Genomic DNA, 24,677 nt, shown 5'->3' with positions numbered 1-24,677 from the left:
CGGTCACCGGCCCGGTTTCCTGCCCGGACTGCGCAGGGCCCGACCCAGAAGCCGCTTTGCCCGCAATATGTGCAACATCTCGCGATCATGTTCATGATATGTTCGATTCGGCGGCGGGTGATGAAGGATCGGCATGGAGACGGAGTCGCCGGACGCGGACACAGGGGAGGGCGCGCGGCGCCTCGCCACGACGACGCGGCCGAGCGACGCCCGGCGTGGACGCGGCGCGACGGCCAATCCCACCGGACGATTCGAGACTATCAGCCGCGAGATCTTCGACGACGGGTGGGAGGCCGTCGCCCCGGCGCCCTTGCGCACGATGGTGACGGCGGAGCGCGCCCGCAGCCTCATCACCCGCAACACCTCGCCGGACATCTCGTTCGATCGCTCGATCAACCCCTATCGCGGCTGCGAGCACGGCTGCGCCTACTGCTTCGCCCGGCCCAACCACGCCTATGTGGGCCTGTCGCCCGGGCTCGATTTCGAGACGCGGCTGTTCCACAAGCCGGATGCGGTGAAACTCCTCACCGCCGAATTGTCGGCGCCGGCCTACCGGCCCGCCACCATCGCCCTCGGCACGGCGACGGACCCGTACCAGCCCATCGAGCGCGAGCACCGCCTCACCCGGGGCATCCTCGAGGTGCTGGGCCGATTCCGGCATCCCGTCGGGATCGTCACCAAGTCGAACCTCGTGGTGCGCGACCTCGACCTGCTCACAGATCTCGCCCGCGACGATCTCGTGAAGGTCGCCGTCTCGGTCACCACCCTCGATCCCGATCTCGCTCGCCGGCTGGAGCCGCGCGCGCCGCACCCGAAGAAGCGCCTGGAGGCTATCGAGCGCCTGAGTGCAGCGGGAATTCCCGTCATGGTCATCGCCGCCCCGGTGATTCCCTCGCTCAACGACCACGAGATCGAGGCGATCCTGACGGCGGCCCGCGAACGCGGCGCGCGGGAGGCGAACCACGTGCTGCTGCGCCTGCCGCTGGAACTCGACGCCCTCGTGGACGACTGGTTCGCCGAACACTATCCGGGGCGGCGCGCCCACGTGATGTCCCTGGTGCGCCAGGCGCGGGGCGGGCGCGCCTACGACGCCACGTATGGCCGGCGCATGGTCGGAGCCGGTGCCTATGCTGACCTCATCGTGCGCCGCATGCGCCTCGCCCGCCGCCGCCTCGGCTACCCGGAAGAACGTCTGAAGCTCAGGACCGATCTGTTTGTCCGGCCGACGGCGCAGCTGTCGCTGTTCTGAAATCGGTCTCGGGTCCGTAGGCTCTGGTGAAGCTGCAGCGGTGATGGGCCGAGCGGCCCAGTGTCGCGAGGCCGGCGAGGTGCACCTTGGTGCCGTAGCCGACATTGCTGTCCCAGCCATAGGCGGGGTGGCGCCGGGCGAGGGCGCGCATGGCCGCATCCCGTACGGTCTTCGCCACGATGGAGGCGGCGGCGATCTGCGGCACGAGGCGGTCCCCGCCGACCACCGGACGGCATCGTTCGACGTCCGGGATCGCGTCGCGGCCGTCGACCAGCACCGGGGCGTCGAGGTCGAGGCGACGGACGGCCCGCGCCATGGCATCGAGGGTGGCGCCCCGCACGTTGATGCGGTCGACGAGCGCCCGCGACCCGGCGGCCAGGGCCACGCGCGCATGGGCACGGATCAGGGGGGTGAGGCGCTCGCGCTCGGCCCGCTTCAGGCGCTTCGAATCGTCCAGCGCCGCCAGGATCTCGCCCGGGAACGCGTGCGGGTCGAACCACACCGCCGCCACGACCACGGGTCCGCACAGGGCGCCGCGTCCGACCTCGTCGCAGCCGATCACCGCCGGATAGTCTTTCGCGAGGGCAGCGTCGAAGGGGAGCATCGGGGTGAACACGGTGTCGGGAATGGGGCGGGACCCTGCCAGTCCGGCCCGCCCGAGTCACCACGCCGGTGCGTCGGTTCCTGTGCCCAAACCGATGGTCCTGCTCGGTGTGCCGTGGCGCGCCTGCGGGCCTGCCGTGCCGTGGGCGGCGGCGATGTTGGCGTAGAATTGCCGTGCGCTCTCGGCCCAGGTGTAGCGCAGGGCCTGCGCCCGGCATCGGTCGCGCGGGATGGTCAGGGCGGCAAGCGCCGCCTTGCGCAGGTCGGGGTCGAGGACGCCCGCATCCGTACCCCCAATGACGTCGAGGGGGCCGGTGACCGGGTAGGCCGCGACGGGCACGCCGCAGGCCAGGGCTTCCAGGAGCACGATGCCGAAGGTGTCGGTGAGACTCGGGAACACGAACACGTCAGCGGCGGCGTAGACCGCCGCCAGGGCCGCGCCCGTGCGGGTGCCGAGGAAGTGCGCGTCGGGGGCGAGCGCGGCGAGGCGCGCCCGGTCCGGTCCGTCGCCCACCACCACCTTCGAGCCGGGCAGGTCGAGGGACAGGAAGGCGGCGATGTTCTTCTCCACCGCGAGGCGCCCGACGAACAGGAAGATCGGCCGGGGCAGGCCCGCGAAGGGATCGGGCGCCCCTGCGTCGGGCCGGAACAGGTCGGTGTCGACGCCCCGGGTCCAGCGCATGAGGTTGGTGAAGCCGCGGGCGGCGAGATCGCGTTCGAGGGAGGGTGTGCTCACCATGGTGCCGCTGGCGGCACCGTGGAACCGGCGCAGCCAGGCGTAGCTCCACGATTCCGGCACGGGGGCGCGGGCCGCGAGGTATTCGGGAAACCGGGTGTGGTAGCTCGTGGTGAACGGACGGCGATGGCCGAGGCAGTAGCGCCGGGTGGCGTAGCCGACGGTGCCCTCCGTGGCGATATGGACATGGGTCGGCCGCAGACCGTCCCAGCGGCGCGCCACCGCCGCGCGGGTGGCGCAGGACAGGCGGATCTCCGGGTAGCCCGGGAGGGGTACGGAGACGAAGTCAGCGTGGGTGAGAAACACCGTGTCGATGCCGAGGCTCGCGCCCGCCGCCGCCATGTGCTCGAGGGAGCGCACGACGCCGTTGACCTGCGGATGCCAGGCATCCGTTGCGATGAGGAGCCTCATGCGACGGCCCGGGCGCCGTCGGGCCGCGGCCCGGCGAGCTCGGCGTCACGGGCCTCCCGGGCCCGCACCAGGCTCGGATAGTGCAGCACCTCCATGGTGCCGTCGTAATGCTCGACGATGGCGGTGCAGGATTCCACCCAATCCCCGGTGTTGAGGTAGGTGAGCCCGCCGATGGTGCGGTTGGCGGCGTGGTGGATGTGACCGCAGATCACCCCGTCGGCGCCGATGCGCCGGGCCTCGGCGCTGAGCAACTCCTCGAACTTGCCGATGAAGTTGACGGCGTTCTTCACCCGCAGCTTGGCCCAGGCCGAGAGCGACCAGTAGGCCAGCCCGAGGCGGCGGCGCAGGGTGTTGAGGTGGGTGTTGACGAACAGCGCCGCCGTGTAGGCACCATCGCCGAGATACGCCAGCCACCGGGCGTGGCGCACCACCATGTCGAACTGGTCGCCGTGGATCACGAGGTAGCGCTTGCCGTCGGCCGCCACGTGGAGGCGCTGGTCGGCGACCTCGATGCCCCCGAAGGTCATGCCGATGTAGTCGCGCAGGAATTCATCGTGGTTGCCCGGAACGTAGATGAGGTTCGAGCCCTTGCGGACCTTGCGCAGGAGCTTCTGAACAACGTCGTTGTGGCTCTGGGGCCAGTACCAGCCGGACTTGAGCTGCCAGCCGTCGACGATATCGCCGACGAGGTAGATCTCGTCGGCATCGTAGTCGCGCAGGAACTCGAGCAGCAGGGCCGCCTGGCAACCCTTGGTGCCGAGGTGCATGTCCGACAGGAACAGGGTTCGGACGCGGATGGTCGTCTCCGGATCTTCGCCCATGGTGGTCTCCGAGCAGCTCTGCATCGGACCGAGCCAAACCGGATTCCCGTATCACTTTGATGACGCCGGCCGGCCCCGGGGGAGGGGCGCCCTGCCGTGCGGCACCGCATCGCAAGCCCTTCTGGACTATAAAATTATTTGACGTTTCGCGAAGTTTTTCGGGTTTTCCTTCCTGCGTGAAGGCAGGCATAGTCGCCGCAAGATGCCCCACCGGACCGCGCGAGACATCGTGTGTCCGGAGCCCCGAGAGGTGAAGAAGGGCAGCGACATACGGGGCAGGATGGCGCCTGCACGGCCTGGGGAAGCGCGGTTTCGCGAGCGCGCCCCGGCCTGGAGAACGGCTTGAGATCGTCGGACCCGTTTCACGGCTGTCCGCGCGTTTCGATGCGTCCGCGCATCGCGGCGCAGGTCTCGAGCGCCCGCAGCCCATCGACAGCACGGTGCCTCGCTCCCGACGGGATCGGGGTCTCCGTCATGAGGCCGGCTCCTCCGGGGTCGGCTGCCTGAGGGTAAGCATTACCTGAGGGCAAGTATCGCCTGAGGGTAAGTGGGCCCGACCGGGTTTCCGGCGGGTCCGCGAGCGCGTAGGAGCCTGCCCACCCGAGACGGCTGCCTGAACCGGGCCGGCCTCTCGTCATCGATCCACCCGGAAGGGCGGCCCAAACGGGCAGATCTTCCGTCACTGAACCAAGTGTGTCGCACGGATCGCGCGCACTTCTTTGAGAACCGGAGACATCATCATGGCGGCAACGAAACGGCCGGGTCGCAACCACCTCTTCGTTCCTGGCCCGACGAACATCCCCGATCGCGTCCTGCGGTCGATGGTGGTGCAGTCCGAGGACCATCGCTCGGTGGACTTCCCCGCCCTGACCAAGCCCCTGTTCGAGGACACCAAGGCGGTGTTCGGCTCGACCAAGGGCACCATCTTCCTGTTCCCGGCCTCCGGCACCGGCATCTGGGAATCGGCGCTCACCAACACCCTGTCGCGCGGCGACAAGGTGCTGACCGCGCGCTTCGGCCAGTTCAGCCTGCTCTGGGTCGACATGGCCGAGCGCCTCGGCCTCGACGTCATCGTGCAGGACGAGGAGTGGGGCACGGGTGCGGACCCGGAGAAGATCGGCGAGGCCCTGCGCGCCGACAAAAACCACGAGATCAAGGCCGTCATGGTCGTCCATAACGAGACCGCCACGGGCGTGACCTCGGATATCGGCGCCGTGCGCAAGGCCATCGACGCGGCCGGCCACCCGGCCCTGCTGTTCGTCGACGGCGTGTCGTCGGTCGGCTCGCTCCCCTACAAGATGGACGAGTGGGGCGTCGACTGCGCCATCGCCGGCTCCCAGAAGGGCCTGATGCTGCCCGCCGGCCTCGGCGTGATCTGCGTCAGCGAGAAGGCCCTCAAGGCGGCCGAAGCCTCGGCCGGCAAGAACGACCGCCTCGCCCACGTCTACTTCGATTGGGCCGACCACCAGAAGCAGAACCCGGCCGGCTACTTCCCCTACACCCCGTCGCTGCCGCTGCTCTACGGCCTGCGCGAGGCCCTGGCCTGCCTCAACGAGGAAGGCCTCGAGAACGTCTACCACCGTCATCACGTGCTCGGCGAGGCGACCCGCCAGGCCGTCGCGGCCTGGGGCCTGAAGACCTGCGCCAAGGAGCCCAAGTGGAACTCCGACACGGTCACCACCATCGTGGTGCCCGAGGGGATCGACGGCGCGGCGATCATCAAGCACGCCTATGTCCGCTACAACCTCGCGCTCGGCGCCGGCCTGAACAAGCTCGCCGGCAAGGTGTTCCGCATCGGTCACGTCGGCGACCTCAACGAGCTGTCGCTGCTCGGCGCCATCGCGGGTGCCGAGATGGCCATGCTCGACCACGGCGTGAAGGTCACGCCCGGTTCCGGTGTCGCCGCCGCGTCGAGCTACCTGCGCGAGAACCCCCTGGCCAAGGCCTGATCCGACAATCGCCGGGGCGATCCTTCGCCCCGGCGACCCCATCGACCACGCTGCCGCCGGCGGTTCGGCCGGAGCGACCTGAGGGCTTCCATGACGAAGAAGATCGTGTTCCTCGACCGCGAGTCCCTCGACGCCAAGGTTCGGGAATTCAATTTTCCGCACGATTACGTCGAGTACGAGTCGACCTGGACGCCCGAGGAGATCGTCGAGCGCCTGAAGGGGGCCGAGATCGCCCTCATCAACAAGGTGCCGATGCGCGCCGACGTGCTGAAGCAGCTGCCCGACCTGAAGCTCATCGCCGTCGCCGCCACCGGCACCGACGTGGTCGACAAGGCGGTCGCCAAGGAACGCGGCATCACGGTCGTCAACATCCGCAACTACGCCTTCAACACCGTGCCCGAGCACGTGATCGGCCTGATCTTCGCCCTGCGCCGGGCCATCGTGCCCTACGCCAATTCCGTTCGCCGGGGCGACTGGGCCAAATCCACCCAGTTCTGCTACTTCGACTATCCGATCCACGACATCGCCGGGTCGACGCTCGGCATCGTCGGCTACGGGGCGCTGGGCAAGTCCATCGCCAAGCGGGCGGAAGCGCTCGGCATGAAGGTCATCGCCTACGACGTGTTCCCCCAGGAGGGGCTGGTCGATTTCGAGACCATCCTCACCCAGTCCGACGTCATCACGCTGCACGCGCCGCTGACGCCCGAGACCCGCAACATGATCGGCCGCGAACAGCTCGCAAAGATGAAGAAGCACGCGCTCCTCATCAACACCGCGCGCGGCGGCCTCGTCGACGAGGAGGCCCTGGCCGAGGCCCTTCAGAACGGCACCATCGGAGGCGCGGGCTTCGACGTGGTGATGACCGAGCCGCCCAAGAACGGCAACATCCTGTGCGAGCTCGACCTTCCGAACCTCATCGTGACCCCGCACGTGGCGTGGGCGAGCAAGGAGGCCATGCAGATCCTGGCCGACCAGCTCGTCGACAACGTCGAGGCCTTCGTCGCCGGCAAGCCGCAGAACGTGGTCTAGGTCGCCGGCCTTGCCGATGGATGGGCGCGGGCTCCCTCTCCTTCCTGGAGAGGGAGCCCGGCGTGCCCTCCGGTGACGAGACGAGAATTCAGGACCAAACGCCAACCGCGCCCGAGCGCGGACAAGCATAGGGATCGACAAAAATGAAAAAACTGCTGTTCCAATTCGACACCGATGCCGTGCCGAGCGTGTTCGACGTGGTCGTCGGCTACGATGGCGGCGCCGATCACATCACCGGCTACGGCAACGTGACGCCCGAGAACGTCGGCGCCCTGGTCGACGGCACGATCTATACCCGCGGCGGCTCCGAGAAGAAGTCCACGGCGATCTTCGTCGGCGGCGGCAGCATGGCGGCCGGCGAGGCGGTGCTGAACGCGGTCAAGAAGCGCTTCTTCGGCCCGTTCCGCGTCTCGGTGATGCTCGATTCCAACGGCTCCAACACCACCGCCGCCGCTGGCGTCGCACTGGTGCAGAAGGCCGCCGGTTCGCTCCAGGGCAAGAAGGCCGTCGTGCTCGCCGGTACCGGCCCCGTCGGCATGCGCTCGGCCGCGCTCCTGGCCCAGGAAGGCGCCACCGTGATCCTGTGCGGTCGCTCCCTCGACAAGGCCCAAGCCGCCGCGGACCAGATCAACAAGCGCTTCAAGGTCGAGATCTCGGCCGCCGCGACTCCGGACGCCGCCTCTCGCGCCGCCATCGTCAAGGGCCAGAACCTCGTGTTCTCCGCCGGCGCCATCGGCATCGAGCTCCTGTCGGAAGCCGACTGGAAGGACGAGGCCAGCATCGAGTTCGTGGCCGATTACAACGCCCAGCCGCCCCTCGGCTTCGGCGGGATCGACGCCATGGACAAGGGCAAGGAACGCCACGGCAAGAAGGTGTTCGGCGCGCTCGGCATCGGCGGCCTGAAGCTCAAGCTCCACCGCGCCTGCGTCGGCCAGCTCTTCGACAGCACCGAGCAGGTGCTCGACGCCGAGGAGATCTACGCCCTCGCCAAGAAGATGGCCTGAGCCATGGCTGCCGACGCAACCATCCAGACCTTCCTCGACGGGCTCGCGAGCTCGGCCCCGACCCCGGGCGGCGGCGGTGCCGCCGCCATCCACGGCGCCATGGGGGCCGCACTTCTCAGCATGGTGTGCAACCTCACCATCGGGAAGAAGAAGTACGTCGAGGTGGAGGGCGAACTGAAGGAGATCCTCGGACAATCCGAGGCGCTCCGGGCCGAGCTCACCCGCATGATCGCCGACGATGTGGCGGCCTTCGACGCGGTGATGGGCGCCTACGCGCTGCCAAAGGCGACGGACGAGGAGAAGGCTGCGCGGGCGGAGAAGATCCAGGCGGCCCTCAAGGTGGCCACGGACGTGCCCCTCGAGTGTTGCCGGGCCTGCCGCAAGGTCATCGACCTCGCCCAGCCCGTCGCCGACAAGGGCAACCTCAACGTCATCTCCGATGCCGGTGTCGCGGTGCTGTCCGCCCATGCGGGCCTGCGCAGCGCGGCGCTCAACGTCTACGTCAACGCCAAGGGCCTGGACGACCGTGCCTTCGCGGACGCGCGTCTCAAGGAACTCGAGACCCTGCTGGGCTCGGCCGGTCCGCTCAACGAGTCGATCTACGAGATCGTGAAGGCCAAGGTGAACTGATCTTTCGCGACGCGGGACGCCGATCGTTCCGCATCGCACAAAAGAACGCGGGGGATTAAGTTACGCAAAGCTTGACGCCGCGACCCTAACGCCAAGGTGAGTCGTCGCGTTTGTTGAAATCCAGAAGCATTCCAGCTGCCTTCAAGGCAGACTCAACGAGAATGTAAAAAAATATAAACGGCAAGACCCTTTTCGCGAAGTGAAATTTACGAGAAGGTCCGCCCCGAGGAAACGTCGAGGAGATCGCACATGGACGTTCACGAGTACCAAGCCAAGGAGTTGCTCGCTGGCTTCGGCGTGGCGGTTCCCAAGGGCGCGGTGGCCTTCAGCCCCGATCAGGCGGTCTACGCCGCCACCGAGCTCGGCGGTTCGTTCTGGGCCGTGAAGGCGCAGATCCACGCCGGTGCCCGCGGCAAGGCCGGTGGCATCAAGCTGTGCCGGACCTACAACGAGGTCCGCGACGCCGCCAAGGACCTCCTCGGCAAGCGCCTCGTCACCCTGCAGACCGGTCCCGAGGGCAAGCCGGTGCAGCGCGTGTACATCGAGACCGCCGACCCGTTCGAGCGTGAACTCTACCTCGGCTACGTCCTCGACCGGAAGGCCGAGCGGGTCCGCGTCATCGCCTCCCAGCGCGGCGGCATGGACATCGAGGAGATCGCCGCCAACGAGCCCGAGGCCCTGATCCAGGTGGTCGTCGAGCCGGCGGTGGGCCTGCAGCAATTCCAAGCCCGCGAGATCGCGTTCCAGCTCGGCCTCAACATCCGCCAGGTCTCGGCCGCCGTGAAGACGATCATGAACGCCTACCGGGCGTTCCGCGATTGCGACGGCACCATGCTGGAGATCAACCCCCTCGTAGTCACCAAGGACGACCGGGTCCTGGCACTCGACGCCAAGATGTCCTTCGACGACAACGCCATGTTCCGCCGGCGCAACATCGCCGACATGCACGATCCCTCGCAGGGCGACCCGCGCGAGGCCCAGGCCGCCGAGCACAACCTCTCCTATATCGGCCTCGAGGGCGAGATCGGCTGCATCGTAAACGGCGCCGGTCTGGCCATGGCCACCATGGACATGATCAAGCACGCGGGCGGCGAACCGGCGAATTTCTTGGACGTGGGTGGCGGTGCCAGCCCTGATCGCGTCGCGACGGCGTTCCGCCTCGTCCTCTCGGACCGCAACGTCAAAGCGATCCTCGTCAACATCTTCGCCGGCATCAACCGCTGCGACTGGGTCGCCCAAGGCGTCATCCAGGCGGCGCGGGAGGTGAAGATCGACGTACCGCTCATCGTCCGCCTCGCCGGCACGAACGTCGAGGCCGGTCAGAAGATCCTGGCCGAGAGCGGCCTCGACCTCATCACCGCCAACAGCCTGTCCGACGCCGCCGCCAAGGCCGTCGAGGCCTGCGCTGCCGCCAAGGCCGGCTCGGCCGCGCGCGCCAACTGAGAACGGGGAGGATACGTCATGAGCATTCTGATCGACGAGAAGACCCCGATCATCATTCAGGGCATCACGGGCGACAAGGGTACCTTCCACGCGAAGGAGATGATGGAGTACGGCTCCAACGTCGTCGGCGGCGTCACTCCCGGCAAGGGCGGCAAGACCCATCTCGGCGTGCCGGTGTTCAACACCGTCAAGGAGGCCGTGGAGGCCACGGGTGCCACCACCTCCATCACCTTCGTGGCCCCGCCCTTCGCAGCCGATGCCATCATGGAAGGCGCGGATGCGGGCCTCGCCCTCATCTGCTCCATCACCGACGGCATTCCGGCCCAGGACATGATGCGGGTGAAGCGGTATCTCCGACGCTACCCCAAGGACAAGCGCACCATGGTGGTGGGCCCGAACTGCGCCGGCATCATCTCGCCCGGCAAGTCGATGCTCGGTATCATGCCCGGCCACATCTACCTGAAAGGCAATGTCGGCGTGATCTCGCGCTCGGGCACCCTCGGGTACGAGGCCGCCGCGCAGATGAAGGAAGAGGGTATCGGCATCACCACCTCGGTGGGCATCGGTGGCGACCCCATCAACGGCTCGTCCTTCCTCGATCACCTCGCCCTGTTCGAGCAGGACCCGGAGACCAAGGCCGTCCTGATGATCGGCGAGATCGGCGGCCCGCAGGAGGCCGAAGCCTCCGCCTGGATCAAGGAGAACATGTCGAAGCCCGTCATCGGCTTCGTCGCCGGCCTCACGGCGCCGAAGGGTCGCCGCATGGGCCACGCCGGCGCCATCATCTCGGCCACCGGCGATTCGGCCGCCGAGAAGGCTGAGATCATGCGCTCCTACGGCCTCACCGTGGCCCCGAGCCCCGGCGAGTTCGGCTCCACGGTGGCGCAGGTGATGCGCAAGCTGGCGGCGTAAGCACATGAACCCTCCCCCCTCTGCGGGGGAGGGTGGTCGCGGGGCGGCCGGGAGAGGGGAGCGACCTCTTTAAACGGGGCACACCGCTCTTGCAGAACTTCTTCCCGGCCCGACCCCCTTCGCGGGCCACCTTCTCCCGCAAGGGGGCGAAGGAACCCGCGTCGGCGGTCATGCCCAAAAAAACCGACCCTTGATCGTTCCGGCGCCCGGTCCCATGCTACCGGGTCGGCCGCACCCCCATCGAACGCCTCCGTCGCGGTCGATCGGCACAAACTCCTTTCGAGGTGGCCTTGTCCATGACGGATACCCTTCACGCCCCGGTCGGCCCCATCGACCACACCTTCGCGCCGCCGGTCATCACCGGCACCTCGTCGAAGGAGGCCCTCGACATCCTGTTCCGCGCCCTCGTGGAAGTGGCGCGCCGGCACGAGCCCGAGCTCGAGGACGTGCTGCACGGCCGCGCCAACATCTCCGATTTCTCGCCCGAGCTCCTCGCCCGCGCGCTTCAAGTGCAGGGCATCTGGTTTCAGCTGCTGTCCATCGCCGAGCAGAACGCCGCCATGCGCCGGCGCCGGCAGGTCGAGCGCACCAAGGGCCGCGAGGCGTTGAGCGGCAGCTTTCATGCCGTCTTGGCCGAGGCCGCCCAGAACGGCATCAAGGCGCCGGAGATCCACGGTCTCCTGAAGGACCTGCGCATTCGCCCGACCATCACGGCTCACCCCACCGAGGGCAAGCGCGTCACCGTGCTGGAGAAGTTCCGCCGCATCTATCTCGTGCTGCGCGAGCTCGAATTGCCGCGCTGGACCGAGCGCGAGCGCAACGGCCTGATGAACGAGTTGCGCGACCAGATCGAACTCGTCTGGATGACGGGCGAACTGCATCTCGAGAAAGCTACCGTCGAGCGGGAGGTCGCCTGGGGCCTGCACTTCTTCGACGAGACCCTGTTCGAGATGCTGCCCGAGGTGCTCTACTCCCTGGAGGAGAGCCTGGCGCAGTACTATCCGGACGAGAAGTTCGAGGTGCCGCCGTTCTTCCAGTTCGGCTCGTGGATCGGCGGCGACCGCGACGGAAACCCCTACGTCACCGCGTCGGTCACCCGCGCCACCCTGCAGCGCAACGCCCTGGCGTCGCTCCGGCGCTACCGCGACGGCGTCACGGCGCTGGGCCGCACCCTGTCGCTCACCGAGCGCTCGCTCCCGGTGCCGGCGACGTTCAAGGCCGAACTCGCGCAGCTCCTGGCCGAGAGTGGCGACGGCCGCGCCATCGCCAGCCGCAACCCGGGCGAGGCCTATCGCCAGTTCCTCACCTGCATCCTGCGCAAGTTGGAGGCCACCATCCGGCGCAACGAGGGCCAGCGTTCCACCGGCCCGGATTATCCAAGCGCCGACACCCTCATCAACGACCTGCGCACCCTGGAGCAGGGGCTGGCCGACGCGAAATGCCCGTCGCTGGCCACCGACCTCGTCCGCCCCGTGCGCCGCATGGTCGAGATCTTCCGATTCTCGACGGTCCGACTCGACCTTCGCGAAAACACCACGCGCACGACGAAGACGCTTCATGCCCTATGGGCCGAGGCCAACGGCCAGAACAAGACGCCGCCGGACCTCGACTCGCCCGAGTGGAAGAAGTGGCTCCTCGACGAGCTCGCGAAGCCCCGCAAGGGTGAGCGCTCGTTCGAGGGGCTGCCCGACGACGCTCGCGAGACCCTGGAGACCTTCGCGCTGGTGGGCGAGATGCGCGAGCAGCTCGACCGCGAGGCCTTCGGCTCCTTTGTCCTGTCGATGACGCGCTCCGTGCCCGACATCCTCGGCGCTTATCTCCTCGCCAAGGAGGCCGGCAACTTCCTCGACGCCGCCGGCACCGAGATCTGCTGCCTACCCATCGTGCCCCTGTTCGAGACCATCGACGACCTGCGCGCCGCCCCGGCCATCATGAAGGAGCTCTTTGGGATCCCCGTCGTGCGCCGCTCGACCCGCTGGCAGGGCGGGGTGCAGGAGGTGATGATCGGCTACTCGGATTCGAACAAGGACGGCGGCTTCGTCGCCTCGAACTGGGAGCTGTACAAGGCGCAGGGCAAGCTCACCGACCTCGGCAAGGCCTCGGGCGTCCCCATCGCATTCTTCCATGGCCGCGGCGGCTCCGTGAGCCGCGGCGGTGCGCCCACCGCCCGCGCCATCGCGGCCCAGCCACCGGGCTCCATCAACGGGCGGTTTCGCACGACGGAGCAGGGCGAGGTCGTCTCGTTCAAGTATGCCAACCGGGGCACCGCCGCCTACCAGATGGAGCTTCTCGCCTCCTCGGTGTTCGAGCATGCCCTGAAATCCGAGCGGGAAGCCGCGAAGATCCCCCGCAACGAGTTCGACGATTGCCTGGAGGCGTTGTCCGGCGCCTCGCGCGCGGCCTACGTCAACCTGATCCAGCACCCCGATCTCGTCACCTATTTCGGTGCCGCGAGCCCGCTGGACGAGATCGCGCTCCTCAACATCGGCTCGCGCCCGGCCCGGCGCTTCGGGGCGCGCTCGCTCTCCGACCTTCGGGCGATCCCGTGGGTGTTCGCCTGGTCGCAGAATCGGCACGTCATCACCGGATGGTACGGGGTCGGTTCGGGGTTGAAGAGTTTCCTCGACGTGCGCGGGGCGCAGGGCGAAGCGCAGCTCAAGCGCCTGTTCGCCGAATCGAAGCCCTTCCGTCTCATCCTCGACGAGGTCGAGAAGACCCTGCTGATGGTCGATCTCGAGATCGCCCGGGATTACGCGAGCCTCGTGCCCGACGCGAACGCCCGCGCGAGCATCTTCCCGCTCATCGAGGCCGAGTACGCGCTGACCCGTGAGATGTGCCTGCGCGTCAGCGGCGATACCGAACTCGCCGCGCGCTTCCCCCTGTTCCGCGACCGCCTCAACGGGCGCCTGCCGACCATCAATCAGGTCAGCCGCGAGCAGGTGGAGCTCCTGCGCCGCTTCCGCGCGGAGGAGGACGAGGACAAGCGCGAGGCGGTGAAATCCGCCCTGCTGCTGTCCATCAACTGCATCGCCGTCGGCTTCGGGGCGACGGGCTGAGAGGTTTCACCAGGATACCGGGGGCCGTTCTTGGCCTTCGGACCGCGCGCGAGCGCACACCCCTCCGTCTGGTGCCACGCGTCGCCGCGTTGCATCATCGGCCAGAACACCACCCCCAGAGGAAGGAAACACCCATGAGCTTTACCCTGATCCAGCAGGCGACACCCCGCCTTCACCGCTCGGAGCTCGCCGTTCCGGGTTCCAACCCGACCTTCATGGAAAAGTCCGCCAGCTCGAAGGCCGACGTGATCTTCCTCGACCTCGAGGACGCCGTCGCCCCCGACGACAAGGAGCAGGCCCGCAAGAACATCATCCAGGCGCTCAATGAGATCGACTGGGGCACCAAGACCATGATGATCCGCATCAACGGTCTCGACACCCACTACATGTACCGCGACGTGGTCGACATCGTCGAAGCCTGTCCGCGCCTCGACATGATCCTGATCCCCAAGGTCGGCGTCGCCGCCGACGTCTACGCCATCGACGTGCTCACCACCCAGATCGAGCAGGCCAAGAAGCGCGAGAAGAAGATCGGCTTCGAGGTTCTCATCGAGACGGCGCTGGGCATGGCCAACGTCGAGGCCATTGCCCAGTCCTCGCCGCGCCTTGAAGCCATGTCGTTCGGTGTGGCCGATTACGCCGCTTCGACCCGCGCCCGCGCCCAGGTCATCGGCGGTGTGAACCCCGATTTCTCGGTGCTCACCGACAAGGACGAGGCCGGTAACCGCCAGACCCATTGGCAGGACCCGTGGCTGTTCGCCCAGAACCGCATGCTGGTCGCCTGCCGCGCCTACGGCCTGCGCCCCATCGACGGTCCGTTCGGCGACTTCTCCGATCCCGACGGCTACGTCTCGGCGGCCAAGCGCTGCGCTGCCCTCGGCTTCGAGGGCAAGTGGGCGATCCACCCGTCGCAGATCGATCTCGCCAACGACGTGTTCACCCCGTCCGAGGCCGAGGTCACCAAGGCGCGCCGCATCCTGGTCGCCATGGAAGAGGCCGCCAAGGCCGGCCGCGGCGCCGTCTCCCTCGACGGCCGCCTCATCGACATCGCCTCGATCCGCATGGCCGAAGCGCTGATCGAGAAGGCCAACGCGATGAGTGCGAAGTAAGGTTTCCTCGCGATACGACCGACATGCAGAATGGCCGCTTCCGAAAGGAGCGGCCATTCTCATGTCGGACAGGAAACGTCAGGCTCCACGCTCTTCAGCCGTGTCGGCGAAAAGCTCACGAGGACTGTCGAACGCAACGGGCTCCCTCTCCGTTCAGAAGAGGGAGCCCGCGGCCAACATCCGAAAGATGTCTTTCGACGAGATCGCCCGCATCGCGGTCGAGATTCCAAACAACAGGAGATAACCCCATGCACGTGACCATCGAAGACGCCCACAAGGCCATCGAGGCCGCCCGCGCCAAGGCCGTCGAGCTCGGCACCCAGATGTGTATCGCCGTCGTGGATTCCGGCGGCAATCTCAAGGCGTTCTACCGGATGGACGGTGCCTGGGTCGGCTCCATCGACATCGCGCACAAGAAGGCCAAGACCTCGGTGTTCTTCGGCATGATGACCGGCCAGATCGGGGCGCTGTCGCAGCCCGGCGGCCCGCTCTACGGCATCGAGCATTCCAACGACGGGCTGATCACCTTCCCGGGCGGCATCCCGATCGTGGACAAGGACGGCGAGATGTCCGGCGCCATCGGCGTCAGCGGCTCGACGGTGGAGAACGACCACGCCGTGGCCCTCGCGGGTGCCAGCGCCATCGGTGCGACGGAGCTGCCGGCGCATCCCTGGCGCACCTGAGCGGGCGCTCCTCCGACACCGCCCAACGGACAAGGCCCCGCTCGCGAGAGCGGGGCCTTGTCGTTTGCCGCATCGGCGATCCGGAGGGACCGCCGGACAGTCAGGCTCAGAGGCCGCCGAACTTATAGTTGAAGCCGGCCTTGACGATGCTGCCCTCGGTGTTGAAGCGCGAGGTGTAGGAGCCGGTGGCGGCGGTGAGGCCGGTGGTGTTCACGGTGATGTTGCGGCTGCCGAGGTCGTAGCGCAGGTACTCGGCCTTCAGGGTCACGGCGCTGGCGCCGAGGAGACCGCCGAGGAAGTTGAAGCGGTTGAGGAAGCTGTCCGTGGGGATCGCGTACTCGATGCCGCCGCCGTAGACGTAGCCGGTCTCCATGCCGTTGAACTTGCCGGCATAGGCCAGTGCGCCGGCCGGATTGAAGAAGCCGGCGCTGTAGTTGACGTTGCCGTAGGCGAAGCCGCCGGTTCCGTAGACGAGGAACCGGTCGAACGCGTAGCCGAGGCGGCCCGTGACCGTGCCGAGGTAGTCGAGGCGCTGGCGCAGGTTGCTCGGATCGGCGGCGGTGTTCACGCCGGGGATGACCGGACCGAAGTAGCTGTAGCTCTTGCTGATGTCGGTCCAGGTCACCTCGGTGGCGGCGCCGACGACGAAGCCCGAGCCCGGAGTGAACTGATAGTTGTAACCGATGCCGCCACCGACGTTGCCGATGCCGTCCTGCTCGGAGCGGAAGGTGCCTGCACGACGACCCTGGGCGACGTTCAGCTGCGTGTTGGTGATGCCGCCGGTGCCGTTGTTGTTGCCGGTGGTGCGGATCGTCTGGCGGTCGCTGAAGGCGTAGGAGCTGTGGGTGCCGAGGTAGAAGCCGGTCCAGGTGAAGACCGGCACGGCGGTGAACACCGGCGGCGGCGCCGCACGACGCGGCAGATCGGCGGCGGACGCGCTCGACACGGCGAGGATCGCTGCGGTGCCGGCCAGGAGGAGCTTGGCGAACATGGGAATGGGTTCTCGGCGATGGGCTGAAGGCTGCGCGGAGCTTAACCCTGGGCTGCGCCACCCACCTATGACCGCGGCGCAACACCAAGCGCTGGAATGCGACCGGGCCTTCCGTAAGCTCCCCGCACCGATCACGAAATCGGCATCGGCCGAACGCCGTTTCACGCCACGACAACGCCCGGTTAAGCCCATGTCGCTATCACCCGGGAGAACCCCGAGCCGTGACAGGAGCGACGATGACACGGGACAAACTCGCCGCCGAACTGAAGCGTATCGCGACCGAGCAGGTCAGCGACATCGAGCGCGCGGTCAAGGACGGCCACAAGACCATCGCGCTGAACGAGATCGCCGACCTCAACCGTCACCTCAAGGCCCTGGCCGCAGCGGTGAAGGCGAAGCCGGCGTTGCGAGCCTGACAGGCGCCGTCAGGCGCCCGCGTCCGCCCGCAGACGGGCGACTAGGGCCTCGACATCCGCCCTGGCCGCGTCGAGGGCTTGCGGGTCCCTGCCCCGGACTACGATCCGGTTGGTGAAGCCGGTCGGGGTCATCGACGGATAGGATCCGATGGACACGCCCGCATGGGCCTTGGCCAACTCTCCGAGGGCGCCCGCATAGGTGCCTTCGGGAAGTCCCGCCTCGATGGTGTGCGACAGGACGCGGGCGCCCGTCTCCAGGGTCGGTCCGATGGAATCCAGCATCGCCTGCATGATCGCCGGCACGCCCGCCATGACGAAGACGTTGCCGAGGCGGAAGCCCGGTGCCTTCGAGACCGGATTGGCGATGAGGTCGGCGCCGGCCGGGATCCGGGCCATGCGCAGGCGGGCCTCGTTGAGGTCTTCCGGCTTGTGCCGCTCCAGCAGCATCGCGACGGCGCGCTGGTCGACGTCGATGGAGACCCCGAAGGCGGCGGCGACGCTATCGGCGGTGATGTCGTCGTGGGTCGGGCCGATGCCGCCGGTGGTGAAGAGGTAGGTGTGGCCCGCCCGCAGGGCGTTCACGGCCTCGACGATGCGGTCCTGCTCGTCCGGGACGATGCGGACCTCGCGCAGATCGATCCCGACGGCCGTGCAATAATCGGCGATGGTGCCGATGTTCCTGTCCTTCGTCCGGCCGGACAGGATTTCGTCGCCGATAACGAGGATGGCGGCGGTGATGGGGGTGGATACGGTCATGGCGGTCCGGAGGCGCTGAGGGAGCGGTGCCGGATCGACGTAGGGCAGGGGCGGGCGGACCGCCACTCGCGAGTAAGGGACGCCCGCTCCGGCGTCTCCTTCGTCGGCGGGATCGACCTACTTGTGGAAGTAGCTCGTCAGCGTGGAGATGCGCGAACCGACGATGTGGACGGCCTTGCGCAGGCGATCCTCGGACACGCCGAGGCGGGTGGCCATGCTCGAGCGGGCCTGGGTGTCGTAGATGTCGAGGTGGGTCTTCTGGGCTGGCTGGGCGGAGATCCGATCGGCGATCATGGTCAAACCCTGAGGATGGAAGAACTGGCTCCGTGTCTCGTCGGAGATCGAAGTCTGAACGTTGCCCGAAGGGTTTTGTTTCCGGCGCGTGACGGGATGCAGCGGTTTTTCAACAGGGCCCGCCCGGCCCTCCACAGGGCCGCCCGGCCCTCAGACGAGGACCCCCGACTGGGCCGGTCCGGCGGCGAGGGAGGCGTCCGTGCTCGCCAGGGACTCCTCCGGTTCCGGGGCCGGAAGGGCGGCCGCCCGGGCCTCCAGGGTGGCGACCGTGCGGAAGGCGAGGGCGATGCCGGCGAGGCCGAAGAACACCGAGCCGAGGCCGACCCCCGCGATGACGCCCCGGGGACCGTAGAGATGCGCGCCGAGCAGGGCGGGCGGAACGGTGCCGAGGGTGGCCCGGCCCCAGTTCAGCACCGTCGAGTAGAACGGGAAGCCGAGGTTGTTGAACGAGGCGTTGGCCAGGAACAGCAGCCCGGTGAAGAACCAGACCCCGCCGCTGACGAGGCAGAAGAACCCGAACAGGTCGGCGGCCACCCCCTGCAGTTCGAACAGTCGCGTCAAGGGCTCGCGGGCGAGGAACAGCGCCGCCCAGACCACCAGGACGTAGGCTCCCGTCACGAGGGCGCCGTCGCGCAGGACGCCGCGCATCCGGTCGAACCGGCCCGCCCCCCAGTTCTGTCCGAGGATCGGCCCGATGGAGCCGGAGAGGGCGAACAGGCCGCCGAAGGCCACGGGCGTGAGGCGGTCGATGACCACGTTGCCCGCGATGGCGACGGCCCCGAACTTCGCCAGCGCATGGGCGATGAAGGCGCTGGCGACGGACGGGGCGAGGTTGGTCAGCACCGCCGGCAGGGCGATGCGGAATACGATGGGCGCGTCGGCGACGATGTCGGCGACCCGCGGCCGGGCGAGCATGCGGAACCGGCGCACGCCCCACAGGCCGACGAGGGCGAAGGTGGCGCGCGCCACGCAGGTGGTGATGGCGGCGCCGTCCACCCCGAGGCCGGCACCGAAGATGAGGAGCGGATCGAGTCCGGCGGTGACGAGGGCGCCGGCCAGGGTCACCAGCATGGCCTGACGCGCGGCCCCGACGGCGCGCAGGAGCCCGGAGAACATCATCCCGGGCCCCATGAGGAGGTTCGACGGCAGGGTGATCCAGAGGAAGCGGGTCGCCACCGGCAGGGTTTCGGCATCGGCGCCGATGGCCGTGAGGAAGACGGGCAGGAACGGCAGCATCGCCACGACGAGGACGCCCGAGACGAGGATGCCGTGGATGGTGCCGGAGGTGGCCAGGCGCCGGGCACCCGCTTCGTCACCGGCCCCGATGGCCCGCGAGACCAGGGCCCCGGCGGCGATCATCAGGCCGATGTTGATGGCGATGGCAAAGAACTGGACGATGGTGGCGAAGCCCACCGCCGCCGTCAGGGTCGGATCGCCGAGCTTCGACACGTAGAGCAGCGACAGGAGGTCGACGACGAACAGGGCCATCAGGCCGACGGACCCGGTGGCGCTCATCACCACCACGTGGCGCAGGATCGAGCCGCTGACGAAGCGGGCCGCCGCCGGGTTCGTTTCAAGCATCGGAGGGAACGTCCCGGACTTCGAGGGTATGGGCTGCGGCCTCGCGGGCCTTGGTGCCGATGATGTCGCGGGTCTCGGCGTTGAGGGCCCGTGACGGGCGCTGCGGTTCGGTGAGCGGTTCGGGCTTGATCTGCGCCGCACCGCGCATCCAGCTCGCGGCATCCGGCAGGGCGCCCGCCTGCTGCAGGACGAGGCGGGCGACGTCGCGCTTGCGCACGTCCTCCGCGATGGCGGCGGCCGCATCGGGCGCGACGCCGAGGCCCTCCAGGGTGGCGCGGCCGAAGCCGAGGGCGGAATCCACGGTCTCCCGCAGCTGGAAATCGACGTCCCGGTTCATGAGCTCCACGGCGTGCATGCGGTCGTAGGCCCGCACATAGGTCCGCACGCTGGAGAATTCCTCGTGGACGATGTCGACGATCTTCAGGGCGGCCTCCGGCTCGTCGACGCAGACGCACAGGAGTTCGACCCGGCCGATGCCGGCAGCGCGCAGCACATCGAGGCGGGTGCCGTCGCCGTAGAAGATGCGGAAGCCGAAGCGCGAGGCGGAGCGGATCTGCTCCACGTCCTTGTCGATGACCGTGACGCTGATGCCTTCGGCGAGGAGCACCTGGGTCAGGATCTGGCCGAAGCGGCCGAAGCCGACCACGAGGACGCGGGCTTCCGTGTTCTCGATGGTATCGGGCGTCAGGTCGGGTTCGCGGCGGCGGCGCGCGAGGGCGCTGTCCAGGGCCTTGGCCGCCACCGGGCCGACCAGCATGGTCAGCGCCGCGAGCGCGATGGCGAATCGTCCGCTCGGTCCGTCGATGAGGCCGAGCTCGCCGCCCACCGGCAGGAGCACGAAGGCGAATTCACCGGCCGGCGCCAGGATCGCACCCCCGCGCACGGCGTCGAGCCAGTTCGAGCCGAACAGCCGGAACAGGCCGGCGACGAGGCCGACCTTGATCAGGATGGCGCCTGCGGTGGCACCGAGCAGCCACGGCCACTCGGCTTTCAGCAGGCCGCCGTCGATGGACATGCCCACGCTCATGAAGAACAGGCCGAGCAGCATGCCGCGGAACGGCTCGATGTCGGCTTCGAGCTGATGGCGGAAGTTCGATTCGGCGAGGAGCACGCCGGCCAGGAACGCCCCCATGGCCATGGACAGGCCGACATGCTCCATCAGCATGGCGGTGCCGAGCACCACCAGGAGGGCGGCGGCGGTCATCACCTCGCGGGCGCCGCTGGCGGCGAGGAGGCCGAAGAACGGGTTGAGGCCGTAACGGCCCACCAGGACCACGGCGAGGATGGCCGCGCCCACGGTGCCGGTCGATTGCAGGGCGGTGAGGAGCCAGCCGTCGCCCCCGCCGCTCCCGGTGGAGGCGAGCAGCGGCATCAGGGCGAGGATCGCCACCACGGAAATGTCCTGGAACAGCAGCACCGCGAAGGCGCGGCCGCCATAGGGCGTGCCGAGGTCGCCGCGCTCCTCCAGGAGCTGCAGGGCGACGGCGGTCGCCGACAGGGCGAGCGCGATGCCGATGACGAAGGCGGCCGATGGCGTCAGGCCGAACAGGAAGCCGATGCCGGCGAGCACCAGGGTGCAGACGAAGAGCTGCGCCGCCCCGAGGCCGAAGATGTCGCGCCGCATGGAGACAAGGCGGGAGATCTGGAGTTCGAGGCCGACGATGAACAGCAACAGCACCACGCCGAGTTCGGCGACGCTCGCCGCCGTCTCGGGCTCGGCGATGAGGGAGAAGCCGAACGGGCCGATGATCACGCCGGCCACGAGGTAGCCGAGCACGGCGCTCTGGCCGATGAGCCGGAAGATCGGCACGCCGATCACCGCCGCCGACAGGAACGTCAGCACGGGCGGCAGGAAGCTGACGTGGGTCGCGGCGCTCGCCATGGGGGTCCTGGCTGGAGATGGCCGGTCCCGATCGAACCGATCGTGGCGATCACGGACGCTGAGGCAGCGCCGTCTTAGACCACCTCCGCCGGGATCGCCATTCGGCCCCCGACACCGAATGCGGGCCCGGAGCCGTCCCCGTGCGAATCGGCACCCACATCGGCAGCCTCGCTCAGGCCCGCCGCTCGGCCTTGCGTTCCTCGCGGCGGGCGAGAAGCAGGGTGGTGGAATCGCCGTCTTGGCGCAGGGCGGCGGCATCGTGCAGGTCCTGGCGCACCAGCCCGATATCCTTCAGCTCGCGCTCCGACATGGCCCCGAGCTGACGCAGGATCCGGGCGTTGATGGCGGCGCGCGAGACCCCGGCGGCCAGCTTTGCGACGCCGGCGGCAGCGGCGGCCCATGCCCGGTGCAGGACAGGGTCCCGGTCCCCGGCGGACTGCCGGGCCGCGCCCGTCGCCCCTCCAGAATTCCGTATCATCGTACCGGTCATGAGCGCGCTCCCGTCGTCTGGCGCGACCCTGGCGCCCGGGGGCTGTTCGGGACAGGGACAGTGCCGTACGATTCGCCAGAATTGTCCGGCAGAAGTGCCGTACATATCGAAGGACAGTGCCGATGAAATCCCGCGCGCCGAGCCCGCCGACCCTGGTCGAGACGGTGACCCGGGCCATCGCCGAGCGCATCGCGAGCCGCCAGCTCGCACCCGGAGCCCGCCTGCCCTCCGTGCGGAGCTTCGCCGAATCCATGGGCGTGTCGAAATCGACCGTGGTGGAAGCCTACGACCGGCTCGGTGCCGAGGGCGCCATCGTGGCGCGGCGGGGCTCGGGCTTCTACGTCGCCGGCAAGACCCGCCCGCTCTGCCTCAAGACCGTGGGGCCGGAACTCGACCGGGCCGTCGATCCCCTCTGGATCACCCGTCAGTCGATGCAATCCGGCCCGGACCTGCTGAAGCCCGGCTCGGGATGGCTGCCGACGGCGTGGATGCCGGGCGACGCGATCCGCCGCGGCCTGCGCCACCTCGCCCGAGAGGGCACGCGCAGCCTCGTCTGCTACGACCAGCCCCTCGGCCTCGCCCCGCTTCGCGCCCAGATCGCGCGCCGGATGGAGGAGAAGGGCATCGTCGCCGATGCCGACCAGATCCTCTTGCTCGATTCGGCGACGCAGGCCGTCGACCTCCTGTGCCGCTTCCTCCTGGCGCCGGGCGACACGGTGGTGGTGGATGACCCCTGCTACTTCAACTACCACGCGCTCCTGCGCGCCCACCGGGTCACGGTGGTCGGGGTGCCGTTCACGCCCACGGGGCCGGATCTCACGGCCCTGGAGACGCTCCTGTCGGAGCACCGTCCCCGATTCTACCTGACGAACTCGGCCCTCCATAACCCCACGGGCGCGACCCTCGCCCCGGCCATCGTCCACCGGGTGCTGCGCCTGGCGGAGGCGCACGACACCCTGATCATCGAGGACGACATCTTCGGCGATCTCGAGCCCGAGCCGGCGCCGCGGCTCGCCGGTTTCGACGGGCTCCAGCGGGTGATCCAGGTCGGCAGCTTCTCGAAGACCCTGTCGGCCTCCGTGCGCTGCGGCTTTCTCGCCGTGCGGCCGGACTGGATCGAGCCCCTCGTCGATCTCAAGCTGGCCATGAGTCTCGGCAACGGCCACCTCGCCGCCCTGCTCATGCATCGCCTGATCACCGACGGCACCTACCGCCGCCACCTTTCGGAGATTCGCGAAAAGCTCGCCCGCGATCGTGGCCTCGCGGCGCGGCGCCTGGAAGCGGCAGGCTTGACGCTCTGGACCGAGCCGCGCGGCGGCCTGTTCCTGTGGGCCGCCCTGCCGGAAGGCCTCGATTCGGGCGACGTCGCCCGCCGCGCGCTCGGCCAGGGCGTGGTGCTGGCGCCGGGGGCGGCGTTCAGCACCTCCGGGGCGGGTACGCGCTTCCTGCGCTTCAACGTCGCCCATTGCGCCGAACCGCGTATCTTCTCGGTGCTGGACGCGGCGATGCAGGGTGGGCCTGCATGACACGCTCGACAGGTTTGATACGCCCGCCCGTGCCACAGGGACGGTTTTCGGCTATGAGCGGTTGACAGGGGCGGCCCGGCCTCGCCACATCCCGGCTATCATGAGCGAAGCAATCCCGACCACCCAGACCGCCTCCGCCAGCGCGGAGAAGCCCCCCCTGGAGATTCTGCTCTGCGCCCCGCGCGGGTTCTGCGCCGGCGTGGTGCGGGCCATCGACGTGGTCGAGCGCGCGCTCGCCATCTACGGACCGCCGGTCTACGTCCGGCACGAGATCGTCCACAACAAATACGTGGTCGAGAGCCTGAAGCGCAAAGGCGCCGTGTTCGTGCGTGAGCTCGACGAGGTGCCGGACGGCTCCGCCCCGGTGATCTTCTCCGCCCACGGCGTCGCCAAGACCGTCCCGAACAACGCCGATTCGCGCGGGCTCACCACCATCGACGCCACCTGCCCCCTGGTGACCAAGGTTCACCGCGAGGCCGAGATCCACCACAAGCGCGGCCGCCACGTTCTCCTCGTGGGCCATTCGGGCCATCCTGAGGTGGTCGGCACCATGGGCCAGTTGCCCGCCGGCTCCATCACCCTGGTGGAAGACCTCGAGCAGATCGCCGCCCTCGAGCCCGAGAGCCGCGACAACCTCGCCTGGGTGACGCAGACGACCCTGTCGGTGGACGACACCCACCACATCGTCGAGGCCCTGAAGAAGAAGTTCCCGACCATTACCGGGCCGCACAAGGACGACATCTGCTACGCCACCACCAACCGCCAGGAGGCGGTAAAGCAGGTGGCCCCCCTCGTCGATGCCGTGATCGTCGTGGGCTCGTCCAACTCCTCGAACTCGCAGCGCCTGCGCGAGGTCGCCGAGCGCGTCGGCTGCCCGATCACCCGCCTCGTGCTGCGCGCCGAGGAGATCGACTGGGAGGCGTTCAAGGACGTGCGCCGCCTCGGCCTCACCGCCGGCGCCTCGGCCCCGGAAGTGCTGGTGGAAGAGATCATCGACGCCTTCGCCGCCCGCTACACCGTCACGGTGGACACGGTCTCGACGGTGGTGGAGGACATGTCCTTTCCGCTGCCGCGCGAACTGCGCAGCGAAGCCGCCGAGTAGACGC

Annotated in this window: 22 protein-coding genes; 13 read left to right on the top strand and 9 right to left on the bottom strand. The window is 68.6% G+C overall.

Annotated features, from left to right (window positions below; genetic code table 11):
• Nucleotides 1–133 precede the first annotated feature (133 nt).
• Nucleotides 134–1,249: a PA0069 family radical SAM protein gene (locus ASF27_RS08650; protein WP_056359310.1), complete on the top strand. Its 1,116-nt coding sequence runs from the start codon at nucleotides 134–136 to the stop codon at nucleotides 1,247–1,249.
• On the opposite strand, the gene ASF27_RS08645 is transcribed toward ASF27_RS08650, so the two are convergent.
• From ASF27_RS08645 to ASF27_RS08635, 3 genes are read right to left on the bottom strand one after another with little or no spacing between them, the layout of a single operon-like run.
• A complete protein-coding gene (locus tag ASF27_RS08645; RefSeq protein WP_082478897.1) occupies nucleotides 1,200–1,853 on the bottom strand; it encodes a ribonuclease HII in 654 nt (217 codons plus the stop codon). The genes ASF27_RS08650 and ASF27_RS08645 overlap by 50 nt on opposite strands.
• Before the next feature lie 57 nt (nucleotides 1,854–1,910).
• Nucleotides 1,911–2,999, bottom strand: coding sequence for a glycosyltransferase family 1 protein (locus ASF27_RS08640; protein ID WP_056169759.1), 1,089 nt, complete (start codon nucleotides 2,997–2,999; stop codon nucleotides 1,911–1,913).
• Entirely contained in the window at nucleotides 2,996–3,820 is an 825-nt protein-coding gene (locus tag ASF27_RS08635; RefSeq protein WP_056170650.1) for a UDP-2,3-diacylglucosamine diphosphatase, read from the bottom strand. Before ASF27_RS08635 ends, ASF27_RS08640 begins: the two co-directional genes overlap by 4 nt.
• A 740-nt stretch (nucleotides 3,821–4,560) precedes the next feature.
• On the opposite strand from ASF27_RS08635, the gene ASF27_RS08630 reads away from it, so the two are divergent.
• The 9 genes from ASF27_RS08630 to ASF27_RS08590 all read left to right on the top strand — a co-directional run bounded on the left by ASF27_RS08630 (nucleotide 4,561) and on the right by ASF27_RS08590 (nucleotide 15,635).
• Nucleotides 4,561–5,769 carry an aminotransferase class V-fold PLP-dependent enzyme gene (locus ASF27_RS08630; protein ID WP_056169756.1) on the top strand — a complete coding sequence of 403 codons (1,209 nt, stop codon included), beginning with the start codon at nucleotides 4,561–4,563 and terminating at the stop codon, nucleotides 5,767–5,769.
• A 90-nt stretch (nucleotides 5,770–5,859) separates the two neighbouring features.
• Entirely contained in the window at nucleotides 5,860–6,798 is a 939-nt protein-coding gene (locus ASF27_RS08625) for a D-2-hydroxyacid dehydrogenase (protein ID WP_056169753.1), read from the top strand.
• Nucleotides 6,799–6,941: 143 nt separating this feature from the next.
• Nucleotides 6,942–7,802 carry an NADP-dependent methylenetetrahydromethanopterin/methylenetetrahydrofolate dehydrogenase gene (locus ASF27_RS08620; protein ID WP_056169750.1) on the top strand — a complete coding sequence of 287 codons (861 nt, stop codon included), beginning with the start codon at nucleotides 6,942–6,944 and terminating at the stop codon, nucleotides 7,800–7,802.
• A gap of 3 nt (nucleotides 7,803–7,805) precedes the next feature.
• Nucleotides 7,806–8,432, top strand: a complete 627-nt coding sequence (gene fchA, locus ASF27_RS08615) for a methenyltetrahydrofolate cyclohydrolase (protein WP_056359306.1) — start codon at nucleotides 7,806–7,808, stop codon at nucleotides 8,430–8,432.
• 249 nt (nucleotides 8,433–8,681) lie between these two features.
• Nucleotides 8,682–9,875: a malate--CoA ligase subunit beta gene (locus ASF27_RS08610; protein ID WP_056169743.1), complete on the top strand. Its 1,194-nt coding sequence runs from the start codon at nucleotides 8,682–8,684 to the stop codon at nucleotides 9,873–9,875.
• A gap of 18 nt (nucleotides 9,876–9,893) precedes the next feature.
• Nucleotides 9,894–10,787, top strand: a complete 894-nt coding sequence (gene sucD / locus ASF27_RS08605) for a succinate--CoA ligase subunit alpha (RefSeq protein ID WP_056260480.1) — start codon at nucleotides 9,894–9,896, stop codon at nucleotides 10,785–10,787.
• Nucleotides 10,788–11,083: 296 nt separating this feature from the next.
• Nucleotides 11,084–13,843 (top strand): phosphoenolpyruvate carboxylase, encoded by a 2,760-nt coding sequence (locus ASF27_RS08600; RefSeq protein WP_056359302.1) that lies wholly within the window; start codon nucleotides 11,084–11,086, stop codon nucleotides 13,841–13,843.
• Between the two features lie 134 nt (nucleotides 13,844–13,977).
• Nucleotides 13,978–14,952 carry a CoA ester lyase gene (locus tag ASF27_RS08595; protein WP_056169734.1) on the top strand — a complete coding sequence of 325 codons (975 nt, stop codon included), beginning with the start codon at nucleotides 13,978–13,980 and terminating at the stop codon, nucleotides 14,950–14,952.
• Nucleotides 14,953–15,200: 248 nt separating this feature from the next.
• Nucleotides 15,201–15,635, top strand: coding sequence for a heme-binding protein (locus ASF27_RS08590; RefSeq protein ID WP_056169732.1), 435 nt, complete (start codon nucleotides 15,201–15,203; stop codon nucleotides 15,633–15,635).
• 106 nt (nucleotides 15,636–15,741) lie between these two features.
• Here ASF27_RS08590 and ASF27_RS08585 read toward each other — a convergent pair whose 3' ends face one another.
• The gene (locus ASF27_RS08585; protein ID WP_056169729.1) at nucleotides 15,742–16,626 is read right to left on the bottom strand and encodes a porin family protein; all 885 of its coding nucleotides are present in this window, start codon (nucleotides 16,624–16,626) and stop codon (nucleotides 15,742–15,744) included.
• 236 nt (nucleotides 16,627–16,862) lie between these two features.
• Between ASF27_RS08585 and ASF27_RS08580 the strand changes: the two genes are divergently transcribed.
• Nucleotides 16,863–17,042, top strand: coding sequence for a hypothetical protein (locus tag ASF27_RS08580; protein WP_056169726.1), 180 nt, complete (start codon nucleotides 16,863–16,865; stop codon nucleotides 17,040–17,042).
• 9 nt (nucleotides 17,043–17,051) lie between these two features.
• Here ASF27_RS08580 and ASF27_RS08575 read toward each other — a convergent pair whose 3' ends face one another.
• From ASF27_RS08575 to ASF27_RS08555, 5 genes are all read right to left on the bottom strand, one after another.
• Nucleotides 17,052–17,798: a molybdopterin-binding protein gene (locus tag ASF27_RS08575; RefSeq protein ID WP_056359706.1), complete on the bottom strand. Its 747-nt coding sequence runs from the start codon at nucleotides 17,796–17,798 to the stop codon at nucleotides 17,052–17,054.
• 117 nt (nucleotides 17,799–17,915) lie between these two features.
• Nucleotides 17,916–18,092 (bottom strand): DUF3606 domain-containing protein, encoded by a 177-nt coding sequence (locus tag ASF27_RS08570; protein WP_156398840.1) that lies wholly within the window; start codon nucleotides 18,090–18,092, stop codon nucleotides 17,916–17,918.
• A 150-nt stretch (nucleotides 18,093–18,242) separates the two neighbouring features.
• On the bottom strand, nucleotides 18,243–19,673 hold the full coding sequence (locus ASF27_RS08565) for an MATE family efflux transporter (RefSeq protein WP_156398839.1): 1,431 nt from the start codon (nucleotides 19,671–19,673) through the stop codon (nucleotides 18,243–18,245).
• Entirely contained in the window at nucleotides 19,666–21,555 is a 1,890-nt protein-coding gene (locus tag ASF27_RS08560) for a monovalent cation:proton antiporter-2 (CPA2) family protein (RefSeq protein ID WP_056169721.1), read from the bottom strand. The genes ASF27_RS08565 and ASF27_RS08560 overlap by 8 nt, the downstream gene beginning before the upstream one ends.
• 172 nt (nucleotides 21,556–21,727) lie before the next feature.
• The gene (locus ASF27_RS08555; protein WP_056359299.1) at nucleotides 21,728–22,045 is read right to left on the bottom strand and encodes a DUF1127 domain-containing protein; all 318 of its coding nucleotides are present in this window, start codon (nucleotides 22,043–22,045) and stop codon (nucleotides 21,728–21,730) included.
• A 122-nt stretch (nucleotides 22,046–22,167) separates the two neighbouring features.
• On the opposite strand from ASF27_RS08555, the gene ASF27_RS08550 reads away from it, so the two are divergent.
• On the top strand, nucleotides 22,168–23,571 hold the full coding sequence (locus ASF27_RS08550; RefSeq protein ID WP_056359296.1) for a PLP-dependent aminotransferase family protein: 1,404 nt from the start codon (nucleotides 22,168–22,170) through the stop codon (nucleotides 23,569–23,571).
• Between the two features lie 100 nt (nucleotides 23,572–23,671).
• Nucleotides 23,672–24,673, top strand: coding sequence for a 4-hydroxy-3-methylbut-2-enyl diphosphate reductase (gene ispH, locus ASF27_RS08545; RefSeq protein ID WP_056260472.1), 1,002 nt, complete (start codon nucleotides 23,672–23,674; stop codon nucleotides 24,671–24,673).
• Nucleotides 24,674–24,677 lie beyond the last annotated feature (4 nt).

The organism is Methylobacterium sp. Leaf102 (assembly GCF_001422425.1).
Classification (GTDB): domain Bacteria; phylum Pseudomonadota; class Alphaproteobacteria; order Rhizobiales; family Beijerinckiaceae; genus Methylobacterium.
Note: the sequence above shows the minus strand (reverse complement) of the source record. Positions and strands in the feature narration are given on the sequence as shown.

Excerpts from the sequence above, each read along its gene's own strand:
- ASF27_RS08650 (WP_056359310.1), top strand. The coding sequence starts at position 134 with ATGGAGACGGAGTCGCCGGACGCGGACACAGGGGAGGGCGCGCGGCGC.
- ASF27_RS08645 (WP_082478897.1), bottom strand. The coding sequence starts at position 1,853 with ATGCTCCCCTTCGACGCTGCCCTCGCGAAAGACTATCCGGCGGTGATC.
- ASF27_RS08640 (WP_056169759.1), bottom strand. The coding sequence starts at position 2,999 with ATGAGGCTCCTCATCGCAACGGATGCCTGGCATCCGCAGGTCAACGGC.
- ASF27_RS08635 (WP_056170650.1), bottom strand. The coding sequence starts at position 3,820 with ATGGGCGAAGATCCGGAGACGACCATCCGCGTCCGAACCCTGTTCCTG.
- ASF27_RS08630 (WP_056169756.1), top strand. The coding sequence starts at position 4,561 with ATGGCGGCAACGAAACGGCCGGGTCGCAACCACCTCTTCGTTCCTGGC.
- ASF27_RS08625 (WP_056169753.1), top strand. The coding sequence starts at position 5,860 with ATGACGAAGAAGATCGTGTTCCTCGACCGCGAGTCCCTCGACGCCAAG.
- ASF27_RS08620 (WP_056169750.1), top strand. The coding sequence starts at position 6,942 with ATGAAAAAACTGCTGTTCCAATTCGACACCGATGCCGTGCCGAGCGTG.
- fchA (WP_056359306.1), top strand. The coding sequence starts at position 7,806 with ATGGCTGCCGACGCAACCATCCAGACCTTCCTCGACGGGCTCGCGAGC.
- ASF27_RS08610 (WP_056169743.1), top strand. The coding sequence starts at position 8,682 with ATGGACGTTCACGAGTACCAAGCCAAGGAGTTGCTCGCTGGCTTCGGC.
- sucD (WP_056260480.1), top strand. The coding sequence starts at position 9,894 with ATGAGCATTCTGATCGACGAGAAGACCCCGATCATCATTCAGGGCATC.
- ASF27_RS08600 (WP_056359302.1), top strand. The coding sequence starts at position 11,084 with ATGACGGATACCCTTCACGCCCCGGTCGGCCCCATCGACCACACCTTC.
- ASF27_RS08595 (WP_056169734.1), top strand. The coding sequence starts at position 13,978 with ATGAGCTTTACCCTGATCCAGCAGGCGACACCCCGCCTTCACCGCTCG.
- ASF27_RS08590 (WP_056169732.1), top strand. The coding sequence starts at position 15,201 with ATGCACGTGACCATCGAAGACGCCCACAAGGCCATCGAGGCCGCCCGC.
- ASF27_RS08585 (WP_056169729.1), bottom strand. The coding sequence starts at position 16,626 with ATGTTCGCCAAGCTCCTCCTGGCCGGCACCGCAGCGATCCTCGCCGTG.
- ASF27_RS08580 (WP_056169726.1), top strand. The coding sequence starts at position 16,863 with ATGACACGGGACAAACTCGCCGCCGAACTGAAGCGTATCGCGACCGAG.
- ASF27_RS08575 (WP_056359706.1), bottom strand. The coding sequence starts at position 17,798 with ATGACCGTATCCACCCCCATCACCGCCGCCATCCTCGTTATCGGCGAC.
- ASF27_RS08570 (WP_156398840.1), bottom strand. The coding sequence starts at position 18,092 with ATGATCGCCGATCGGATCTCCGCCCAGCCAGCCCAGAAGACCCACCTC.
- ASF27_RS08565 (WP_156398839.1), bottom strand. The coding sequence starts at position 19,673 with ATGCTTGAAACGAACCCGGCGGCGGCCCGCTTCGTCAGCGGCTCGATC.
- ASF27_RS08560 (WP_056169721.1), bottom strand. The coding sequence starts at position 21,555 with ATGGCGAGCGCCGCGACCCACGTCAGCTTCCTGCCGCCCGTGCTGACG.
- ASF27_RS08555 (WP_056359299.1), bottom strand. The coding sequence starts at position 22,045 with ATGACCGGTACGATGATACGGAATTCTGGAGGGGCGACGGGCGCGGCC.
- ASF27_RS08550 (WP_056359296.1), top strand. The coding sequence starts at position 22,168 with ATGAAATCCCGCGCGCCGAGCCCGCCGACCCTGGTCGAGACGGTGACC.
- ispH (WP_056260472.1), top strand. The coding sequence starts at position 23,672 with ATGAGCGAAGCAATCCCGACCACCCAGACCGCCTCCGCCAGCGCGGAG.